We start from the raw sequence: 16,284 nt of genomic DNA on the forward strand, positions 1-16,284 counted from the left end.
CGTTCCTACTTGCGATTGGGCCGAATTGGATTTCATGCCTCACTGTAGAATTGGTCGAAGTCGCACATCCAGATACTTTAAACCTTCTGCATGAGCGCAGTGTCGATTGCTGGAGACACTGTGCCAGGCTGAGGGAATGTCAATGATAGGGATCGTGATACCTGCCCATAACGAAGAAAGGCTTATAGGCGATTGCCTGGACGCCATGGTGCTTGCCGCTGAGCATCCTTCTCTTCAAGGGCAACCGGTTGAGATACTCGTCGTATTGGATCATTGCTCCGACAACACGGGAGCAGTGGTAACAGCGAAGGGGATAACGTCGGTAGAGGTCTGCTTTCGAAACGTGGGTAAGGCAAGAGCCGTTGGGGCTGAGCAGTTACTTAAAGCAGGTGCTCGGTGGCTCGCATTCACGGATGCCGATACCGTTGTACCGCCTGATTGGCTAGCGCGCCAGATTGAGTTTGGAGCCGACGCGGTGTGCGGAACGGTTGAGGTGGACAGCTGGAGTGGATATGGAGAGGCTGTTCGTACCAAGTACCTCGCGCTGTACCAGTTCATCGAGAATCATCGCCACATCCATGGGGCCAATCTTGGACTGAGTGCCGAGGCCTATCGGAATGCTGGCGGGTTCCAGCATTTGATTGCGCACGAAGACGTTCAGCTGATTGCAGACCTCGAGAGGATTGGCGCGCATATCGTCTGGACAGCCACCAACCCTGTGATCACCAGTGCGCGCCGGGACTATAAGTGTAGTGGTGGATTTGGCGACTATCTGGCTTCCCTTATGCCTCCCAATACGCACATTGGAGCCGAGCCTTCCATAAGTCCTGATTCAAGCCTCGGAGCGGGGTGACCTTTGGACTTGATCGATTGGGTGCAATGGCCCGCTATGGTCGTGACCGTCATCTCGGCTTGGTTTAGCGGATCTCAACAACCGCGCCGACGCATGATTGCCTTTTGGGGGTTCATCCTCAGCAATGCGTTATGGGTTGTATGGGGATGGCACACAAATGCTTTCGGACTAATCGTGCTCGAGTGCATTTTGCTGGGTATGAACGCACGCGGGTTCAGGAAAAATCAACGCGGGAGGCAGGCCTCCGGTTGAATCGTCATTACTGGTTCTGAAAGTTCTTTTTACAACCGCGCAAGTTCATCGAACAGAGGCAGATCTGCAGTACGATCAATGCATAGGCCCCAGCGTAAGCACCCCAAATGACCCACAGAACATTACTCAAAATGAAACAGAAGAACCCCGCCATTCTTCTCGCGGGACGTTGAGAGCCAATAAGCCACGCGGCGATAACCGTCACTGCCATAGCTGGCCACTGCACCCAATCCAGATAACTCAAGTCAACCCCTCAATCTCTTATCGATTTAAAAGAGAGAGATTCAATGGCGAATAATTCAGATTTTTTGGGCGATTTTGAGAATGTACCGCTCGTCAGACATGCCTCGAATTTCTTGAACATACGATTTGCTCTCTCGGACAAACTAAACATGTGCTGACGAAAAATCCCTTTCGTCTTGCCTCTGGGAGAATGTAATGAAAGCCATCGTTTACAACGGCCCCCGTGACGTCAGTGTGCAAAATGTGCCGGACGCCAAAATCGAAAAACCTACCGACGCTCTGGTGCGAGTGACTGCCACAAACATCTGCGGATCTGATCTGCACATGTACGAAGGCCGTACTTCTTTTGAAACGGGCAGAGTGTTTGGCCATGAGAATCTGGGCGAGGTCATCGAAGTAGGCTCCGGCGTAGATCGGGTCAAGGTAGGAGATCTGGTATGCCTGCCATTCAACATCGGCTGCGGCTTTTGCGAAAACTGTGAAAAAGGCCTGACGGGGTTTTGCCTGACCGCTAACCCAGGCAGCGCGGGTGCGGCCTATGGGTTCGCTGACATGGGCCCGTATCAGGGGGGGCAGGCTGAACTACTTCGAGTGCCTTATGCAGACTTCAACTGCCTGGTGTTGCCCGAGGACGCGCAAGAACGTGAAGAAGATTACGTCATGCTCTCCGACATCTTCCCGACTGGTTGGCATGCAACCGAGTTGGCAGGCCTCCTTCCCGGGGAAAGTATTGCCATCTACGGCGCCGGCCCAGTTGGTTTGATGGCTGCCCACTCGGCCATGATCAAGGGTGCCTCTCAGGTGTTCGTAGTCGATAATCATCCTGACCGCTTGAAGCTTGCTGCTCAAATGGGCGCTACGCCCATCAACTCGCTTGAGAAAGAGGCGGTGGATCAGATCTTGAACTTGACCCATGGCAAGGGCACTGATCGCGGTTGCGAGTGCGTGGGTTATCAGTGCTGCGACCGCCATGGTCATGAAGCTAATCACCTGACCATGAACAACCTTGTCGCTTCGACCAAAGCGACCGGAGGCATCGGCGTCGTAGGTGTGTTCGTACCCCAAGACCCAGGAGCCAAAAATGAGCTGGCTAAGGAAGGCAAGATGGCTTTCGATTTCGGCGCTTTCTGGTTCAAGGGGCAGCAGATTCGAACGGGCCAAGCCAACGTCAAAGTCTACAACCGTCGCCTGGCTGAGCTAATCCACCATGGCCGAGCAAAACCTTCTCAGATCATCTCCCACCGCCTCAAGCTTGCCGAGGGCCCAGATGCCTATAAGCACTTCGACGCACGTGACGATGGCTGGACGAAGGTTGTACTCAAGCCAGCAGCTTAAACGCCAACCTCCGGCTTCGCCGGCTCCCTTTGGGCCGGCCTCTTCAGTAGAAATGATTCAACAGCTAGCAGGAGAATGATCATGAAAAAGCTATCTATGTGCTTATGTCTATGCAGTGTATTCATGCTTCATGGATGCTTTGACAACGCGGATAACGCCACGAAAGACAATTCCAGTGGCACCAAGTCTTCTGTCCAAATGCAGGAAGGAAAGTCTGACGAGAATAAGTAGGGCAGCTAGGCGGCCCAGGTAGGAGTGAACCTCCTGGGCCAGAGATAGCTACAACAATAAAATGGTGATCGAGATGAATTGCCTGATTTGCGTGGGAGCTGCAGAACGCGTTATGTGCGAAGGCCCGTGGGAAGAGCGTGACTGTCCGGAGTGCGGTCGGTATCGAATCTCAGACGAGCTGATTCTCGTGTTGATGGATCAGGGGCAGATTTTCGATGTGCTTAAAACCAGGCGCTGGCTAGATACGCGGCGAACTGAAGGTTTCCTGCCCTGCATCCAAAGCCCTGAAGGGCTACTGGTTACCGTTGTCGAGCCTACTTCACCTGCGCAAGTGAAGTGAATTCCAGTACGGGGATGGGGGCTGCAACCCCCCCAGAGCATCGAAACGTTATCGGCGAAAACGCATGAATCCGCTGATAAAAAGCCCTGAAGGTGATTGTCGGAAATCAAGGTCGGGATGCTATTTCCTCTAAATGTTGCAATAGGTCTTGAGGATCCTCGTACACCCTCAGGGCTCCCGCTCTTTCTAGCTCGCTAATATCGTAGCCGCCTGAGAGCAAGCCCACACCTGTCGCTTTGCACCGCCTTGCTGCAAGCATGTCCCATATGGCGTCACCAACCACTAAACAGTCCTCAATGGGTACCTTGAGCTTTTGCGCTGCGGCAAGGAAAAGATCTGGATCAGGCTTTCCATATTTGACATCGTTGCGGGTGATTATATTAATGTCGTTAATGTCTAAGCCCAGCGCCTTTAAATTGATCTTGGCTGTAGAAACGCCACCACTGGTTGCGATGCACCACTGTACATTTTCGTGGGTGAGCGTCTTTAGTAGCTCGACTGAACCTGGGAGTGCCGTTATTTGGCTTTTGAGGGCCTCATACGCAGCCGCATGCTTTTTGCTTAAGATTCTTCCTTGCTCATCAGTAATTTCTACACCCGTTTCACGGGACAAGGTTTTTAACATCAGCCCTCCGCTCATACCAATCTTCCGATGAATACGCCACATGGCCAGCGGGATATTCTCGGAATCGAGTGCCTCTTTCCATGCGGCTACGTTCTGGTACACGCTGTCGGTCAGCGTGCCATCAAGGTCGAATATAAAAGATGTTTGAGGTCGCATGGGAATCCTCCAGATTCATTAGAGTTGGCGCTGTGGGTATATTGTTAGGAGCATGCGAGTAAATTGTTACCTAGCAGTTGGCATTCGCTCGACATCCGCAGGGCCGGGTGCGGCGCGATCCCCATCGGGAATCTCATCATCCTCTCGAATAGCTCTCTCATCGTCATGACGGCCCGCATGCCCGCATACAGTTCTGAGACTTGAGGCAGCGACGCGTTCATTATTTCTGGACGATTCGGGTGTTCTAAGGAGAATGGTGGTCGGGGCCGACAACATGGCTTTTTGAATCCGTGTGACGTTTCCTCAGCCCATGCGTCCAGCCAAGTAGCTATAGATGTGAGCTTCGCCTTGGGCGATCTGACGGTTAGTAGACCACTGACGACCGCAATTGCCATTCCGGACGCCATATGCTTGGCGGGAGAGGGCGGTGTTCTTGCCACTTCTACTGCAAACCAGGAGGGATTGCGCGCCGTCGCGTCGTACTATCCTAGTATAGGGCTGTTGAAAACGTTGATCAGGAAAGACGTGACCAAATCGGCCTGTCTATTTTAACGCAATAAAAATTTGAACCGCCCGTGAACGCGCTCACCTAATGATTAGCTTGTGAAGAATTGCACAGGCATTTTGCCAACAACGGCATACTCTGAGAGGTGGTCAACGTGGCTAAAGACGACAAGAAAAGCAAAGGTGAAACTTCGAAAGCCAGCAAGGACTTGAAAGACAAAAAGTCCTCACCAGCAAAAAAATCTGCAGCGGCATCGGCTCTTTCAAAGTCTTCCGAAAAGAAAGACAAGAAAAAAGACTCCGAACCGAAGAAATCTGTAAAGAAAGCTGATAGCAAGCCAGAAAAGGCGAAGAAATCAGACAAGGCAGAGAAACCTGCAAAAAAGAAAAAGTGAGATCTGCTAGGGCTTAACGCCCTAGCTTCCTCAGGATGTGCTGCCTTCGATCAAGGCTAAATCAATAGCGCTTATGGCAGTAAGGCCACGCGTCGAATGTGGAAGTAAAATCTATCTGAGACATTAGAACACCGACTGGATGCAGGGATTATCGCTTAGGATGCGACCTTCGCTTAGACACCGTAGCGCTTGTTCCCACCTGAGGTAATGCAGTACCTACCGCCCCGTGGCCCTATGCAGACTGTTCCAGATGAACAAGGGCAGGAAGATCCGTAGCTCGGGGTTTGCCTAGGTGTCGGCTGAGGTGAAAGGCGTGCAGGGCGAGTTGTTTCCGGCCTGGAGATTCCATAGCAATTCACCGCATTGCAGAGGCTTTTAGATGACAGCCATTTAGCCGGTTGCCCATCGGCGCTTATCCGCACCCAATCATCCTTCCTTTCAAACACCTGCACCTTGTCACCCCTTTTCATGGAAGCAATCACCTTTCCAGCAGGCTGACTCCGGATGTTCAGCTTATCAGCGTTCACATATTGATTGATCAGTTGGGTTTGGAGAGGCAGGGTCTCAGGAAGGGGAGCTGACACCAGGGTATTTGCGGGAGGAGGTGGGTTTGGTTTAGCTGGGCTTGGAGGTGTGTCTTTCTTCCCCATTGCCCATAAGACAGCGATAAGAATTAGAAGCGGGACAAGCCACGGTTGAGATTTTTTGCGCATATCCATTGCCCTCGTTGTGCTCGCCCTGTGCGGGCTGCATTCCTATTGCTCCATTGACGTTACTGCGAGCTGAGCCAAAGCTCCACCTTTTCTAGTTTTCCTATTTCTTGAAGCTTTGACTTCCCAGTATCCAGGAGATCAAGCAGTCGTTGCTTTTCGTCTGCTGACGGAAACCACTCAGCCAATTCAATATTGCAGTGCCTGGACTCACTCAGCGCCCACTTCATGACCATGTCGGCTGTAGCTCGGTAGTGATCGGCCATGAAGAGGCTTTGACCCTCGGTCATCCAGCCCCGATTAGCGAGAAGGTCAGCGGCATTAAGGATGCCTTGCTCGCCGAAAAAAACTGTCGTGTCAGGATAGTGAATACCCGCGAGAGATACCTTGGCTACGCCGGACACTCGGTCAAAGTAGGACAGGTAATGCCAACCACCCGTTGTGCTTCCTGAATGCGGAAAGTTGATGGCTGCTTTCCCTGTAACGTAGTGCTCGCGTGAGACACGTTTGAGATCAAAATCAAAAAGCGGCTGCCTCATGGGAGTTTTTTGAGCCGGGCTAGACCTTGCTTGATATGTCCGGCGTTTTCGCCAATGGTCTCAAGGGCGCCACGGACGTTGTTTCCTACATCCGAATGTCCGTGAGCCTCCACATGGAGGGTCAATTCCATGAGTGCAGCTTCGAGAGCGAGCTGATTTTGGTACATTCTTTCCAGAACGTCTGATAACGAATATTCGCTTGCCATTTTCCCTCTCCTCTCCTTGGAATCATCTGAGCATATCCGTTGTGGCACGACCTAGGGTATCAAGCGCATCTCGCGTAGTTTGTCGAACACATCGAAAAATGCTTGATCGCTCGCTTGGTAGGCAGTGAAGCCCATGGCACGGCTTTTCGACATATCCGTCACTACTTCGATTGGTCGACCGAGGTCTGCATCGGTATGCCATGGGGATATCAGGCGACCAATATCGGATTCTTTCAAGCCGTTCTCCGCGACTATTTGCGTCCATACGGCTTGATCGTCAGCCATCTGCTTCTCAAGAGGGGAGAGTGAAGCGGGATAATCGGCGGCAGGCAAGTCGAAGTAGTCGGCAATTCGGCTCCACATCCATTTCCAACGAAATACATCGCCGTTAGTGACGTTGAATGCTTGATTGGCCGCAGCCGGTGTGGTGGCCGCCCACAGTTGTTGTTTCGCCAACTGCCGGGTGTCCGTCATATCGGTGAGGCTGTCCCACTGCACCCTTGATCCGGGAAACACAAAAGGGCGATTGGTCTGTTTGCAAATCGAGGCATAGACGGCGAGGGTAGTTGCCATGTTCATAGCATTACCTACAGCAACCCCGGTGACGGTATGCGGGCGATGAACGCTCCATGTGAAGCCGTCCTTTTCAGCAGCAACGAAGAGTTCGTCTTCTTGGGCGTAGTAGAAATTCTCAACGTCCAAACGACCCTGCTCTTCGCGGAACGGCGTTTGCGGGAGGCTGCCTTTTCCATAGGCTTCGAATGGGCCGAGGTAGTGTTTCAGGCCAGTGACCAATGCTACGTGCTCGACGCTCTTGGCTGGGCGAATGGCGGTGAGCACATTGCGAACCATGGCGGCATTAACGCGAATGTTTTCGGCCTCCGTGGCTTGCCGTGACCATGTGGTGATGAACACATGAGTAGGTTTCAGATCCGCAAGCGCATCTTCCAGCGAAGCTGGATCTTGGAGATCTGCCGCGACGGGGATCACGCCTTGCGATTGCGACGGGTGCCTCGATAGCGCGGCGACCTGCCACTTGTTGTCGATTAGTAACTGAGTGATGGCGCTGCCGACGATGCCACTGGCGCCCACAACCAAAGCTGTCTGGGTCATACGTTTCTCCTGGATTTAGATTTGGGAGTCCTCCTAAATAACAGAGGTTCAACCTAAACCGGATCCGTACGGGGGGCCGTCGTAAGAGGATGTCGAACACACCTCCCGAACTCCAGTATTGGGAGCGATGGTGTCTCCCGTTTTTAAGCGGACTCTCATGTAGCCCACCTTGCCATCAATATCTCGCCCAAGCAGGGCTTTTGGGCCTACAGTCTTGAGTGTCGCTCATTGCGTAAGGAATACAAATGAACGCGTTGCCTTTAACCTCTATGCCAAAGCACGTCAGCCTGCTGGGTTATGGCGGTCTGTTGCCGTTTATTTTTCTGGCGCTGCTGATCCCGTTCTCTCTCGACTATCGGCCATTGTTTGAAATTGCGCTTGTTAACTATGGCGCAGTCATCCTGAGCTTCGTCGGAGCCTTGCACTGGGGCTTCGCCATGAGCGTGCAAGACATAAGCGCCGAGCAGCGCTCCGACCGGTTTATCTGGAGTGTCATTCCTGCGCTTATTGCTTGGATTGCCACGTTATTGCCAATGCCATTGGGTTGCTTGCTGTTGGTCATCGGCTTTGTTGTCCACCTCCGGCAGGACAGGCAGCTGTTGCGGGTTATGAGCTTGCCCGCCTGGTACCTGCCGATGCGATTACGGCTTACCTTCGTGGCGAGCGTCTGCTTGCTGCTTGCCGCGCTCGTTGAGGCGCTTCATTCGTGAAGTCTCGTGTGCCCGACTCACTTCCATCCAAGCACCGCGTCTGAATTAGGACGAGGCTGTTGGGCCTCTTGGCTCGTGGAAAGGTGACATGGGGTCAGTAGCGAGCGGAGCGCGCAGGCGGGAGGATGGAAGCCCACAGGGCCAAGACTCGGCAACGGCGAGGCTTGGTTCACGACAGCCGTCCTCGCAGAGGCCCGCTCGACATTGGCTCCCTAGAGCGCCTTCAGGAGACGCTCAAGCGTCTGATGCTCCCATGTACTGAGCAACGCAATGGGATCTGTTCCAAACCGATCCCCTGAGCCAAACGACCATCGCCGTCCTTCCGGACTCACGCATTCTTCGCAGTAGTCGAGCGTGCCACAGTCGTTGTAGATCGATATCCGCCAACCCTCGACTCTTACCACGAAATGGCCCGCATAAATCTCATCCCAAGTCGCCTGACTCACCTTGGTCATCGTCCGTCGCTCGAAGGTAACCTCTCGCAATACTTGGCATACCTCTCTTGCTGAGAGCTCAGAGTTATCTGCACTTACTTTCCAGCCAGCGCCGTCCGGGTGCTTGGTCAGCTTGTAGCCAGAGCAGTTAGGCACTTGGTTGGTGATCTCATACTCGCGCCACTCGGCCATTGCCTGGCCATCGATTGTCTTCGGGTTGCGCTCGATCAGCCAAGCCACGGCATTGATAAATTGCCCATGTGAGAACACGGCGATGTCATGAGCAGGATGCTGTGCAAGTCGATATAAGAAAGACTGAGCTCGAGATATAAAGTCTAGGAATGACTCTGCGCCTTCACCATCCGTGAACGCTGGGTCTGAGTTGGCCCAGTATCCCTCCACCCAATCTCGTCTCTGGGCTACGGTCGTGTTGATACACCGTGCGGGCTCAAGATAGGTGAATTCGTGGATTGGCCATATTTCGAAAGGCACTGAAGGGAAAGCAGTCACTGTCTGCATAGCAGTTGCTTGAGCTCTGGAAAACGGAGATGCGACAATCAGATCTGGGGCCTGGGTGAATGACCCTGCCACTAAGCTCGCTTGCTCCACACCCTTGGTCGTAAGAGGAATGGTCGCGTGATCCAAGCTGGCTTCGCCGGCGTTCGCGGCACTTTCTCCATGGCGGATGAGTCTGGTGTGCTTCATAACTGCTTGCACTCACAGTCTAGTGTGTGTCGTGGAGCATCCATTCGCGGGCTTCTAAGAGAGGTCATGACTTGTAGCTGTTGGAAAACTGCTCCAACGATATCAGAGCGCGATGACCATCGGTGCTGCTCGCAAGTGAACAGGGGAATTTAACGCTTGTCTGCAGCAGCCCTGTGGTGATCAGCCATGTACAACCGCCTTCCTACACTAGGAGTGAGTACAATAGAGTCATATCAGACTATCAATTGGCCAATGCTCCGGGGTAACGATTCCAAATGACGCAGGCGGTTTTACGACTCCCCAAGAATGAAGTGGGCCGTGACTTCGTAGTCGGGGATATCCACTTCAAAACGATCGAACTCCATAAGGGGCTTCGCGCGCTTGGCTTTGACAGCTCGATTGATCGCGTCATCGCTGTAGGCGATCTGATCGACCGTGGGCCCGGGATGCTAGATGGACTAAAGCTGCTCGGCGAACCTTGGTTCTTTTGTGTCCAAGGCAATCACGAGCAGATGCTGATAAACGCTTACCGTGAGAACCCACAAGCACGCTACAGCTCCCACGGTGCGGGATGGTGGCCAACGATCGCCGATGAGTCGAAAGGAATGGTGATCGAAAGGCTGGAACATCTCCCTACCTCCATAGAAATTCAGTCCGCACGTGGCCTGGTCGGTGTCGTTCATGCGGATGTGCCGGCAGGGATTTCTTGGCAGGAGTTCGTGGGGAGCCTAGACAATGCTCAGATCGAAGAGATCGCTCTGTGGGGGAGGGAACGGGTCATCAAGCATTATCGTGATGGTGTTCCAGGCATCTGGAGAGTTTGCACGGGACATACGTGGATTCCGAAACCGCTGAGACTGGGGAATTTTCTAGCGCTTGATTGCACGGGAGGAGGGGAAGGCCCTTTGGCAATCTACTGTGTCCAAGAAGACACTATCTATGTTGATGGACGTCCTGTGTCGCTTGATAGCGCAGAGCGCATTTCAGAGCAGCTGCAGGAGCTCGAGAATGTCATCAGTCAGCTTAAGACAGAAGTGAATGGCAACAGATTGATTGAGTCACAGACCCTTAGCCGAAAGGCTGAAGCGTTGGCCAAGCAGGCAAACTCATCGTGGATCACAATGAGAGATGAGGACGCCGAATCTGAGAAGCTCATTAACGCGTTGCACGGGCTTAGCTTACTTACTGGCGAGCGCAGAGGTGCCAAGCTTGATGAGCTGAAGGCAAGGTACAGAGGAACGCAGACGGAGCAGCTGCTTCAGCGGCTTTTCGGCGCCTGATTTACTGCTCTAGACTTCGAAAAATGGTTCTTCAAGACGCTTTCGCCACACAAACCGAAAATATATTTTTCGCGCCCCCTTGAAAGTAAAATTTCAAACCGGAGACCTTATATTTGAAAACAAACAAAAAGCGACGTTCTCCAAAATTCCCCCTTTTTTTCGGCCTGCCTTGAGCTGTGGGGCAATCGACCCGATTGCCTTGATGTTGCTCTATTGGTTTGCGCTCCTTGTGCTTTTCATCTTTTGGCTTCTGTTTTCCGGTTTCTCTGCGTTGGAATGCTTGATGGAGGGCGGCGAAGCCAGTGTTGTGTATGCTGATCGCACCTTTGCGACGTCAGTCGCGGCTACTTTTTGATTCCAAAAGACATCAATTTTTGTCGAAAAAAACCGGCCATGTGCCATCTCCAATGTGTAAGTGATGATCCCGCTTTTCAAGGCGCATTAGTTCGCCGACGTCTGAAAGACTTTGGCCCAGTCGCGACTCACGAGTTCAGAACAAGCATTGGGTGCTCCGCCAAAGCATTGTTGGCAAACCCTCAACATTTCCACCTCAGTACGATACTGAATAGGGTTTCCGAATTCGTCGACCAAAACGCCTTTGGCACCAATCAGCAATGCGTGCCCCGCGACTACGTCATGGGCTGACACCGGATACAGAGACAGTCCGCAAACGCCATCCCCAGCGGCGACCTTAGCCAGTCTGTACGCAATCGATGGCATGGGATAAAAACCTGCCGGCGCACAGAGCTCGCGATTGGTCTGCGGCTTGTTGCCGGCTGCAGCACTCACCATCACCAAGCTTCCGTCCGTCAGCTCCTGCTTTGAGAGGTCTACATATACGGGTTTTCCATTTCTAGCCAGGTGATCCATGCCTTGCGCCCAACTGATGCAGTCTGAATTCTCGGTTGGTGTGACAGGTGCATGTACTACGCCCAAAACGGGATGATTATTGTGAAGCAATCCTACTGAGATGGCCGATCCATCTAGGCCCTTGAGGAAATCACTGGTGCCGTCGTTGGGGTCAACAACCCAGCAGAAAGAGTTGCCGGAAAGTATGTGGCCGGTCTCTTCACCCCACCAATCGCATAGCAAAATTTTCAGCAACTCCTCTCGGAGAAACACCTCAATTTCAACGTCGATTTCAGCTTTATCACCGTAGCCTCTACGGCCTTCCGGACGGACACATTCCTCCGCCAGTAAAATACCTGCCCGCTCCACAACCTTGATCACCTGGGGAAGAATCTGCTGCATTTGTGTGTTGATCATGGCGACCTGGAGAGCTAATGGGCGGAGGAGCGTAGGGGGGATATTTTGTCCGTAAGCAAATAGACGATTCTCCTACTCATCTTACAGGAGCTGCGAACCAAGCCATCGACTAAGACGATCACCTTGAACGTTTTCCAGCTTGTTGATGGCTCCTCTGAGCATTCCGACCATGGCATCTAAATCATGATCGTCCGGAAACCATTCTGACAGCTCGACGTTGCAAAACTCTGAGCGGCCGAGCACCCACTTGAGAACCATATCTCCGGTCGCGCGGAAGTGATCGGCCATATAGATCTGGTGATCGGTCTTCCACCCCCTCCGCTCTAGTTCATCGGTGGCGTTCAAGATGCCCGTGTCACCAAAGCAAAATGCCGTGTCGGGGTAGTGGATACCAGCAAGCGACACCTTGGCCTCACCGACCTCGCTGTTCCAATATGCTAGGTAGTGCCATCCACCCGAAGTGATGTGAGGTCTCGGGAAATTTATGGCTGCCTTGCCGGTGATGAAGTGCTCGTGGATAACCCTACTAAGGTCAAGATCGAAATTACGCATTACTCGACCTTTTGGATTTTCCAGAGGTAGGCCACGACCGCAGCCGTGTCTGCCGTCTGATTAGTGGCAATGAAAAGCGTTTATTCAGCGAAACAAAATTCAACTTGCTGGGAGTTCGTCACTGAACGATGACTTTGGGGCTTTGGAGAGCGAGGTCGCGCTGGCGTCTCGTCACACGACGAAATCGCCAGATTTTTGAGAACTCCCTCATGGCCTAGGCTCGCCAATTCCTCTTGGGTGCGACGCAGCAAAGCGTCAACGGACTCTCCCGACTCAGCGCAAAGAGTAATGGCGACCAGGGTCATAGGACTCACTCTGAGCGGGCCGCTCAAAGCCGTTATCATCTCCAGCGTGGGGCTTGACTGGGCGCGCTCTAGTTTCGAAACGTATGTTCGACTGCTGACTTCCGCAAGATTTTTCTGGGTCAATCCTTTGCCCGCGCGCATCGCTTTTAGCACGGCAGCAAAAGCATTTTTGAGCGTCATGAACACGTTCCTAATCAGCCAGTCTTTTTGAGCGTGGTTGCGCATTTTAGCCATGTGGAGCCAATCACGGTATGTCGATTGGGGTGACTTCGCTCACCAGACAAGGTTGGGGTTCCCGCGCCGCCTCTCTAGCCTCGTGCAGTCTTTGCTCAGCGTACATCGCCGGGTCATCCTCAGGCAGCGGGTAGCCGGCCGCTGATAGCGCCTCTGCTCGCTCTTCGATCAGCACCCGCTCAGGATCTCGAGCGGATTGGTAAGCCCTCCCTTTTGCCCGTTTAGTTTTATCCATTTGCGACTCCTCAGAGGCTGAGTAGAAACCAGAGCAAGTTTTACCAAGGATAGGCTAAGAGAAGTATCAAATTCTTCGGGCCTGTGACACCAAAAATCAGCTGGGAGTATGGTGGCAAGCGGAGCGCGCAGACCGAGAGGCCGACGCGCGAGGATGGAAGCCCTACGGGTCAAGACGCCGGCCTGGCGGGTGGCTTGGTTTACGACAGCCATCCCCGGCAGGGGCGCGCACCAAAACTAACGTCAATCAATCGCCGATCCACTGCTGCATTCGGCTCGTAAGACATAGCACTCCCAACGAGGCTTGATTGCAGCACCGGTACATACCAACATCAGGGTTTCAGCTTCCTAGTTTGGAGGACTTACGAGTCGTAATGACAAAGACACGGTGTACTGCAATGTTCAAATGCCGATGGCCAAGGGGAGGGAGCTTTCGCGGTTAGTAGCGGAGCTTAGAAAGTCAGGTGCTCATCCCGAGCTAGACTCAGTCTTTGAAGAAATACAGCACGAGCTGAGCTCGTCAATTGAGTTCGTGGAGGAGCAACTCTCCGGCGCTGGCGGATTTGGCCGGCGGTCACATTGAAATAGCTCAGCCAACGAAGCCCGCGACCTTAAGCAGAGTTCAGGGTGTCCGCATTACGGAGGAGAACCTAATGTCTAGCGGTGCTGTTGATCAGAATCTGCGTGAACGAGAGAAGCTCAGGAGGAAAGCTTTATGGGCGCTATCCGATCTTCTGCCGGGCGATCCCAAGGCCACTCCATTCGTGTCTATGCTCGACGAAATCGCACGCCAGGATGAAGCCGACAGGTTGCTGAAAGATGTGGCGAAACTAGAGGATCTTCGCGACCTTGTGGTTATCGATCCTCGCTCGAGCGGCCTCCAAATTGTTCGTGAAGAGAGCATTCCGGAACCGTGGCGAGAGCGATTCCTCCAAGCGAGCATCGGATCGACTCGGGTTGAAACAGGCCCTTTCCTTAATGATTTTGAAAAATTTATTAATCTTTGGAAGCACGAAAATCAGCGCCTAGAAGCGTACCGATCAGCTATCGACGAAAAAATCTAGGAAAGCATCTCAAGTTTCTCGAAACGCATCCGTTTGTATTTACAAGAGCAAATATATAAGGCGTTTCCATGAAGCTTCATCCGACTTCAAAAGCATCTTCTGATTTTCGTCTTTGTAGAGAGTTCGACTGCTGGCGCGGCCTAGATTTTGACGAGAAATACAAATGCGCAATCGAAGTGCTACCGTCGGCGCGCATCATGATCGAGCTGGACATCGTGAGGCTCAGTGTCACTCCTGACGTCGCACAAGAGATTTCATCATGCCTGAGAGAAGCACTGGCTATAGGTGGTGATGAGGAAGCTGATCAAGCCGTAGGCGAAAGTCGTCCGACTGGATTGTTCAAGGTTCGCAGATTGATTGGAATACGCGGCTTTCAATACTCGGCTTCTGGCGAGATTGCATTTGAAGATGCGAGCGCAAACGTCTGTGAGGAGTCACTTTCAGGCACCACGTCAATCGTGGTCTGCACAATTGAGGGCGGGGGTTATGAGTTGGTATTTCCTTTTATGTGTTACTCGTTCACTGAAGATGATGCGTTTTGGCTGAGCGACGTCTTGCTTAGCGCCTGCCAAAAAATCACGAAGCCTTAAATCGAAAGATTTCCGCACAGAATGACTGCAATGACAACGTCACGAGGTTGAACAGCCAGGAACAAACTTCATCCATGCTGCCCGTACGCAATCAAGGCAGGTCGTATGCGCCCGGCGCAGCGATTAAGAAAATGCTCAGCAGTTGTTATGGAGCCTCCTTTTCATAGAAGTCGGCGCGAGCTACATAGAGGTGTTCGACTACCACTTACGCCAGAGGGTCAGCTCGTGAAGTAAATACGAGCCTCGCTGGCGTTTGTTCGGTGGCGCAGGAGAGGATGAAAAGCAGGTCAGCCTACTCTCGATGAGGCTCCAAACTGGCTGGCCACCCGGTATCCCTATTTCTTAACCAGATCTTTGTACCTTTCTCGAGAGGCCAGAATCTGGTCTCTGAGCTCTTCAGGATCAATTTTCATGCCGCCCCGAGGGGTGGTCTGCAGCGTCTTCAAGCTGTTCACCGCTTTGATGAATTCTCGTTCTTCAGCCTGTATCCATTCAGGACGTTTGTCTTTCCAAAATGACCATAACATCGGGCTAACCCCACCACTGATTGGATGGAAGCAGTATGTGGGAGCTGCGGGTAATGTCCAAGCCGAGAAGTGACTCAGGTCATCATGCAAGCGGAGCGCGCAGACCAGGAAGGTCGAAGGCATGAGGATGGAAGCCCGCAGGGCCAAGACCCGTCGATAGACGGGGCTTGGTTTACGACAGCCATCCCCAGAGGGGAATGCCCCAAAAATAGCATCTAACGGTTATCGAACCGCGCGCTGATCGTTCGTACGAGAAGCTACACCCATGGCGTAAAGATCATAAGTCTTTCGCAACAACAATTCGTCATCAGACGATACATGCGCATGCATGAAGACTGTCGACAAGAAACGCTTCCGTTCGCCATTGCCAATCTCAGACCAAACCCTTGGTTGCCCTTGAGCATCTGGGACTGCCAAGCGATCAAGAAGGTACTCCTCAAGGCTATGCAACCGATGCAAGCCGTCGATCAAAATATCGCTGCTCTCAGCCATTGCTCGTCCCGAACCCGAATCACACCACTCATTAGTGAGATAGCTTCCGAGATCCCCTCCAGTCCACACAGAAATGATGAACCGAGACTTTTGCCCCAGATTCCAGACTACTGGGCGATGCCAAGATGGAACAGGAATGCCCATTACAAACTCCGCAGCCCAAGGGTACTTCTCGTGTGCAACAGACGGCTCGACCAAGTGTTTTTCCCAGCGAGAAACGAGGATATCAATCGGATATTGGTTGGTGCTGGTTGCCAAAATTTGACGTGGCATTCGGAGGCTGGGATCTGAAATTTCGTCGTCCGCGTAGCGCTGAAATTTGGAAGTCATGAATGTCCTTGGAGGAGGGGAGTGCTAAAGGTGGACGAACCATTGGTGCGGATGAAATG

Annotated in this window: 21 protein-coding genes and 1 pseudogene; 9 read left to right on the forward strand and 13 right to left on the reverse strand. The window is 52.7% G+C overall.

Translation table 11 applies throughout. From position 1 onward, the window contains the following. Positions 1-142: 142 nt before the first annotated feature. Together DBR46_RS24275 and DBR46_RS30615 are read left to right on the forward strand one after the other, a co-directional pair. Entirely contained in the window at positions 143-853 is a 711-nt protein-coding gene (locus DBR46_RS24275; RefSeq protein ID WP_124528286.1) for a glycosyltransferase family 2 protein, read from the forward strand. A 3-nt stretch (positions 854-856) separates the two neighbouring features. Further along, on the forward strand, positions 857-1,105 hold the full coding sequence (locus DBR46_RS30615) for a hypothetical protein (protein WP_124528253.1): 249 nt from the start codon (positions 857-859) through the stop codon (positions 1,103-1,105). A 7-nt stretch (positions 1,106-1,112) separates the two neighbouring features. Here DBR46_RS30615 and DBR46_RS30620 read toward each other — a convergent pair whose 3' ends face one another. Beyond that, positions 1,113-1,349, reverse strand: a complete 237-nt coding sequence (locus tag DBR46_RS30620) for a hypothetical protein (protein WP_034114356.1) — start codon at positions 1,347-1,349, stop codon at positions 1,113-1,115. A gap of 194 nt (positions 1,350-1,543) precedes the next feature. Here DBR46_RS30620 and DBR46_RS24290 point away from each other — a divergent pair, with 194 nt between their 5' ends. Then, positions 1,544-2,683: a glutathione-independent formaldehyde dehydrogenase gene (locus DBR46_RS24290; protein ID WP_124528254.1), complete on the forward strand. Its 1,140-nt coding sequence runs from the start codon at positions 1,544-1,546 to the stop codon at positions 2,681-2,683. Positions 2,684-3,360: 677 nt separating this feature from the next. Here DBR46_RS24290 and DBR46_RS24300 read toward each other — a convergent pair. Beyond that, on the reverse strand, positions 3,361-4,035 hold the full coding sequence (locus DBR46_RS24300) for an HAD family phosphatase (protein ID WP_124528256.1): 675 nt from the start codon (positions 4,033-4,035) through the stop codon (positions 3,361-3,363). Between the two features lie 650 nt (positions 4,036-4,685). Between DBR46_RS24300 and DBR46_RS24305 the strand changes: the two genes are divergently transcribed. Next, complete coding sequence (locus tag DBR46_RS24305) at positions 4,686-4,934, forward strand: hypothetical protein (RefSeq protein ID WP_177113956.1); 249 nt, start codon at positions 4,686-4,688, stop codon at positions 4,932-4,934. A gap of 173 nt (positions 4,935-5,107) precedes the next feature. Here the strand turns inward: DBR46_RS24305 and DBR46_RS24310 are convergent, their stop codons facing one another. The 4 genes from DBR46_RS24310 to DBR46_RS24325 are packed head-to-tail and all read right to left on the reverse strand — an operon-like array spanning position 5,108 to position 7,502. Then, positions 5,108-5,653 (reverse strand): SH3 domain-containing protein, encoded by a 546-nt coding sequence (locus DBR46_RS24310; protein WP_124528258.1) that lies wholly within the window; start codon positions 5,651-5,653, stop codon positions 5,108-5,110. Between the two features lie 53 nt (positions 5,654-5,706). Beyond that, complete coding sequence (locus tag DBR46_RS24315; protein ID WP_124528259.1) at positions 5,707-6,183, reverse strand: hypothetical protein; 477 nt, start codon at positions 6,181-6,183, stop codon at positions 5,707-5,709. Next, the gene (locus DBR46_RS24320) at positions 6,180-6,389 is read right to left on the reverse strand and encodes a hypothetical protein (RefSeq protein WP_124528260.1); all 210 of its coding nucleotides are present in this window, start codon (positions 6,387-6,389) and stop codon (positions 6,180-6,182) included. Before DBR46_RS24320 ends, DBR46_RS24315 begins: the two co-directional genes overlap by 4 nt. A gap of 51 nt (positions 6,390-6,440) precedes the next feature. Continuing rightward, entirely contained in the window at positions 6,441-7,502 is a 1,062-nt protein-coding gene (locus DBR46_RS24325) for an SDR family oxidoreductase (RefSeq protein WP_124528261.1), read from the reverse strand. Between the two features lie 245 nt (positions 7,503-7,747). Between DBR46_RS24325 and DBR46_RS24330 the strand changes: the two genes are divergently transcribed. Next, entirely contained in the window at positions 7,748-8,212 is a 465-nt protein-coding gene (locus DBR46_RS24330; RefSeq protein WP_124528262.1) for a DUF3429 domain-containing protein, read from the forward strand. A 530-nt stretch (positions 8,213-8,742) separates the two neighbouring features. On the opposite strand, the pseudogene DBR46_RS24335 reads toward DBR46_RS24330, so the two are convergent. Further along, positions 8,743-9,351, reverse strand: a pseudogene (locus DBR46_RS24335) (histidine phosphatase family protein); the annotation flags it as partial. Between the two features lie 275 nt (positions 9,352-9,626). Between DBR46_RS24335 and DBR46_RS24340 the strand changes: the two are divergent. Together DBR46_RS24340 and DBR46_RS24345 are read left to right on the forward strand one after the other, a co-directional pair. Continuing rightward, complete coding sequence (locus DBR46_RS24340) at positions 9,627-10,631, forward strand: metallophosphoesterase (protein ID WP_124528264.1); 1,005 nt, start codon at positions 9,627-9,629, stop codon at positions 10,629-10,631. A 79-nt stretch (positions 10,632-10,710) separates the two neighbouring features. Further along, the gene (locus DBR46_RS24345; protein WP_124528265.1) at positions 10,711-10,986 is read left to right on the forward strand and encodes a hypothetical protein; all 276 of its coding nucleotides are present in this window, start codon (positions 10,711-10,713) and stop codon (positions 10,984-10,986) included. 86 nt (positions 10,987-11,072) lie between these two features. On the opposite strand, the gene DBR46_RS24350 is transcribed toward DBR46_RS24345, so the two are convergent. The 4 genes from DBR46_RS24350 to DBR46_RS24365 form a co-directional block, all read right to left on the reverse strand. After that, positions 11,073-11,897 (reverse strand): inositol monophosphatase family protein, encoded by an 825-nt coding sequence (locus DBR46_RS24350; RefSeq protein ID WP_124528266.1) that lies wholly within the window; start codon positions 11,895-11,897, stop codon positions 11,073-11,075. Positions 11,898-11,978: 81 nt separating this feature from the next. Further along, positions 11,979-12,449: a hypothetical protein gene (locus tag DBR46_RS24355; RefSeq protein WP_124528267.1), complete on the reverse strand. Its 471-nt coding sequence runs from the start codon at positions 12,447-12,449 to the stop codon at positions 11,979-11,981. An 80-nt stretch (positions 12,450-12,529) separates the two neighbouring features. Further along, the gene (locus DBR46_RS24360) at positions 12,530-12,988 is read right to left on the reverse strand and encodes a helix-turn-helix domain-containing protein (RefSeq protein WP_256659387.1); all 459 of its coding nucleotides are present in this window, start codon (positions 12,986-12,988) and stop codon (positions 12,530-12,532) included. Between the two features lie 10 nt (positions 12,989-12,998). Continuing rightward, entirely contained in the window at positions 12,999-13,223 is a 225-nt protein-coding gene (locus DBR46_RS24365; RefSeq protein WP_256659388.1) for a hypothetical protein, read from the reverse strand. 652 nt (positions 13,224-13,875) lie between these two features. Between DBR46_RS24365 and DBR46_RS24370 the strand changes: the two genes are divergently transcribed. Both DBR46_RS24370 and DBR46_RS24375 read left to right on the forward strand, forming a co-directional pair. After that, positions 13,876-14,286, forward strand: coding sequence for a hypothetical protein (locus tag DBR46_RS24370; protein ID WP_124528268.1), 411 nt, complete (start codon positions 13,876-13,878; stop codon positions 14,284-14,286). 68 nt (positions 14,287-14,354) lie between these two features. Further along, positions 14,355-14,876 carry a hypothetical protein gene (locus DBR46_RS24375; protein ID WP_124528269.1) on the forward strand — a complete coding sequence of 174 codons (522 nt, stop codon included), beginning with the start codon at positions 14,355-14,357 and terminating at the stop codon, positions 14,874-14,876. Between the two features lie 335 nt (positions 14,877-15,211). On the opposite strand, the gene DBR46_RS30630 is transcribed toward DBR46_RS24375, so the two are convergent. Further along, positions 15,212-15,526, reverse strand: a complete 315-nt coding sequence (locus DBR46_RS30630; RefSeq protein ID WP_256659389.1) for a hypothetical protein — start codon at positions 15,524-15,526, stop codon at positions 15,212-15,214. Positions 15,527-15,625: 99 nt separating this feature from the next. Continuing rightward, complete coding sequence (locus DBR46_RS24385; protein ID WP_124528270.1) at positions 15,626-16,225, reverse strand: hypothetical protein; 600 nt, start codon at positions 16,223-16,225, stop codon at positions 15,626-15,628. Positions 16,226-16,284: the final 59 nt, after the last annotated feature.

The sequence above is a fragment of the Pseudomonas sp. KBW05 genome, assembly GCF_003852405.1.
GTDB lineage: Bacteria > Pseudomonadota > Gammaproteobacteria > Pseudomonadales > Pseudomonadaceae > Aquipseudomonas.

Excerpts from the sequence above, each read along its gene's own strand:
- DBR46_RS24275 (WP_124528286.1), top strand. The coding sequence starts at position 143 with ATGATAGGGATCGTGATACCTGCCCATAACGAAGAAAGGCTTATAGGC.
- DBR46_RS24290 (WP_124528254.1), top strand. The coding sequence starts at position 1,544 with ATGAAAGCCATCGTTTACAACGGCCCCCGTGACGTCAGTGTGCAAAAT.
- DBR46_RS24300 (WP_124528256.1), bottom strand. The coding sequence starts at position 4,035 with ATGCGACCTCAAACATCTTTTATATTCGACCTTGATGGCACGCTGACC.
- DBR46_RS24310 (WP_124528258.1), bottom strand. The coding sequence starts at position 5,653 with ATGGATATGCGCAAAAAATCTCAACCGTGGCTTGTCCCGCTTCTAATT.
- DBR46_RS24315 (WP_124528259.1), bottom strand. The coding sequence starts at position 6,183 with ATGAGGCAGCCGCTTTTTGATTTTGATCTCAAACGTGTCTCACGCGAG.
- DBR46_RS24320 (WP_124528260.1), bottom strand. The coding sequence starts at position 6,389 with ATGGCAAGCGAATATTCGTTATCAGACGTTCTGGAAAGAATGTACCAA.
- DBR46_RS24325 (WP_124528261.1), bottom strand. The coding sequence starts at position 7,502 with ATGACCCAGACAGCTTTGGTTGTGGGCGCCAGTGGCATCGTCGGCAGC.
- DBR46_RS24330 (WP_124528262.1), top strand. The coding sequence starts at position 7,748 with ATGAACGCGTTGCCTTTAACCTCTATGCCAAAGCACGTCAGCCTGCTG.
- DBR46_RS24340 (WP_124528264.1), top strand. The coding sequence starts at position 9,627 with ATGACGCAGGCGGTTTTACGACTCCCCAAGAATGAAGTGGGCCGTGAC.
- DBR46_RS24350 (WP_124528266.1), bottom strand. The coding sequence starts at position 11,897 with ATGATCAACACACAAATGCAGCAGATTCTTCCCCAGGTGATCAAGGTT.
- DBR46_RS24355 (WP_124528267.1), bottom strand. The coding sequence starts at position 12,449 with ATGCGTAATTTCGATCTTGACCTTAGTAGGGTTATCCACGAGCACTTC.
- DBR46_RS24360 (WP_256659387.1), bottom strand. The coding sequence starts at position 12,988 with ATGGCTAAAATGCGCAACCACGCTCAAAAAGACTGGCTGATTAGGAAC.
- DBR46_RS24365 (WP_256659388.1), bottom strand. The coding sequence starts at position 13,223 with ATGGATAAAACTAAACGGGCAAAAGGGAGGGCTTACCAATCCGCTCGA.
- DBR46_RS24370 (WP_124528268.1), top strand. The coding sequence starts at position 13,876 with ATGTCTAGCGGTGCTGTTGATCAGAATCTGCGTGAACGAGAGAAGCTC.
- DBR46_RS24375 (WP_124528269.1), top strand. The coding sequence starts at position 14,355 with ATGAAGCTTCATCCGACTTCAAAAGCATCTTCTGATTTTCGTCTTTGT.
- DBR46_RS30630 (WP_256659389.1), bottom strand. The coding sequence starts at position 15,526 with ATGCCTTCGACCTTCCTGGTCTGCGCGCTCCGCTTGCATGATGACCTG.
- DBR46_RS24385 (WP_124528270.1), bottom strand. The coding sequence starts at position 16,225 with ATGACTTCCAAATTTCAGCGCTACGCGGACGACGAAATTTCAGATCCC.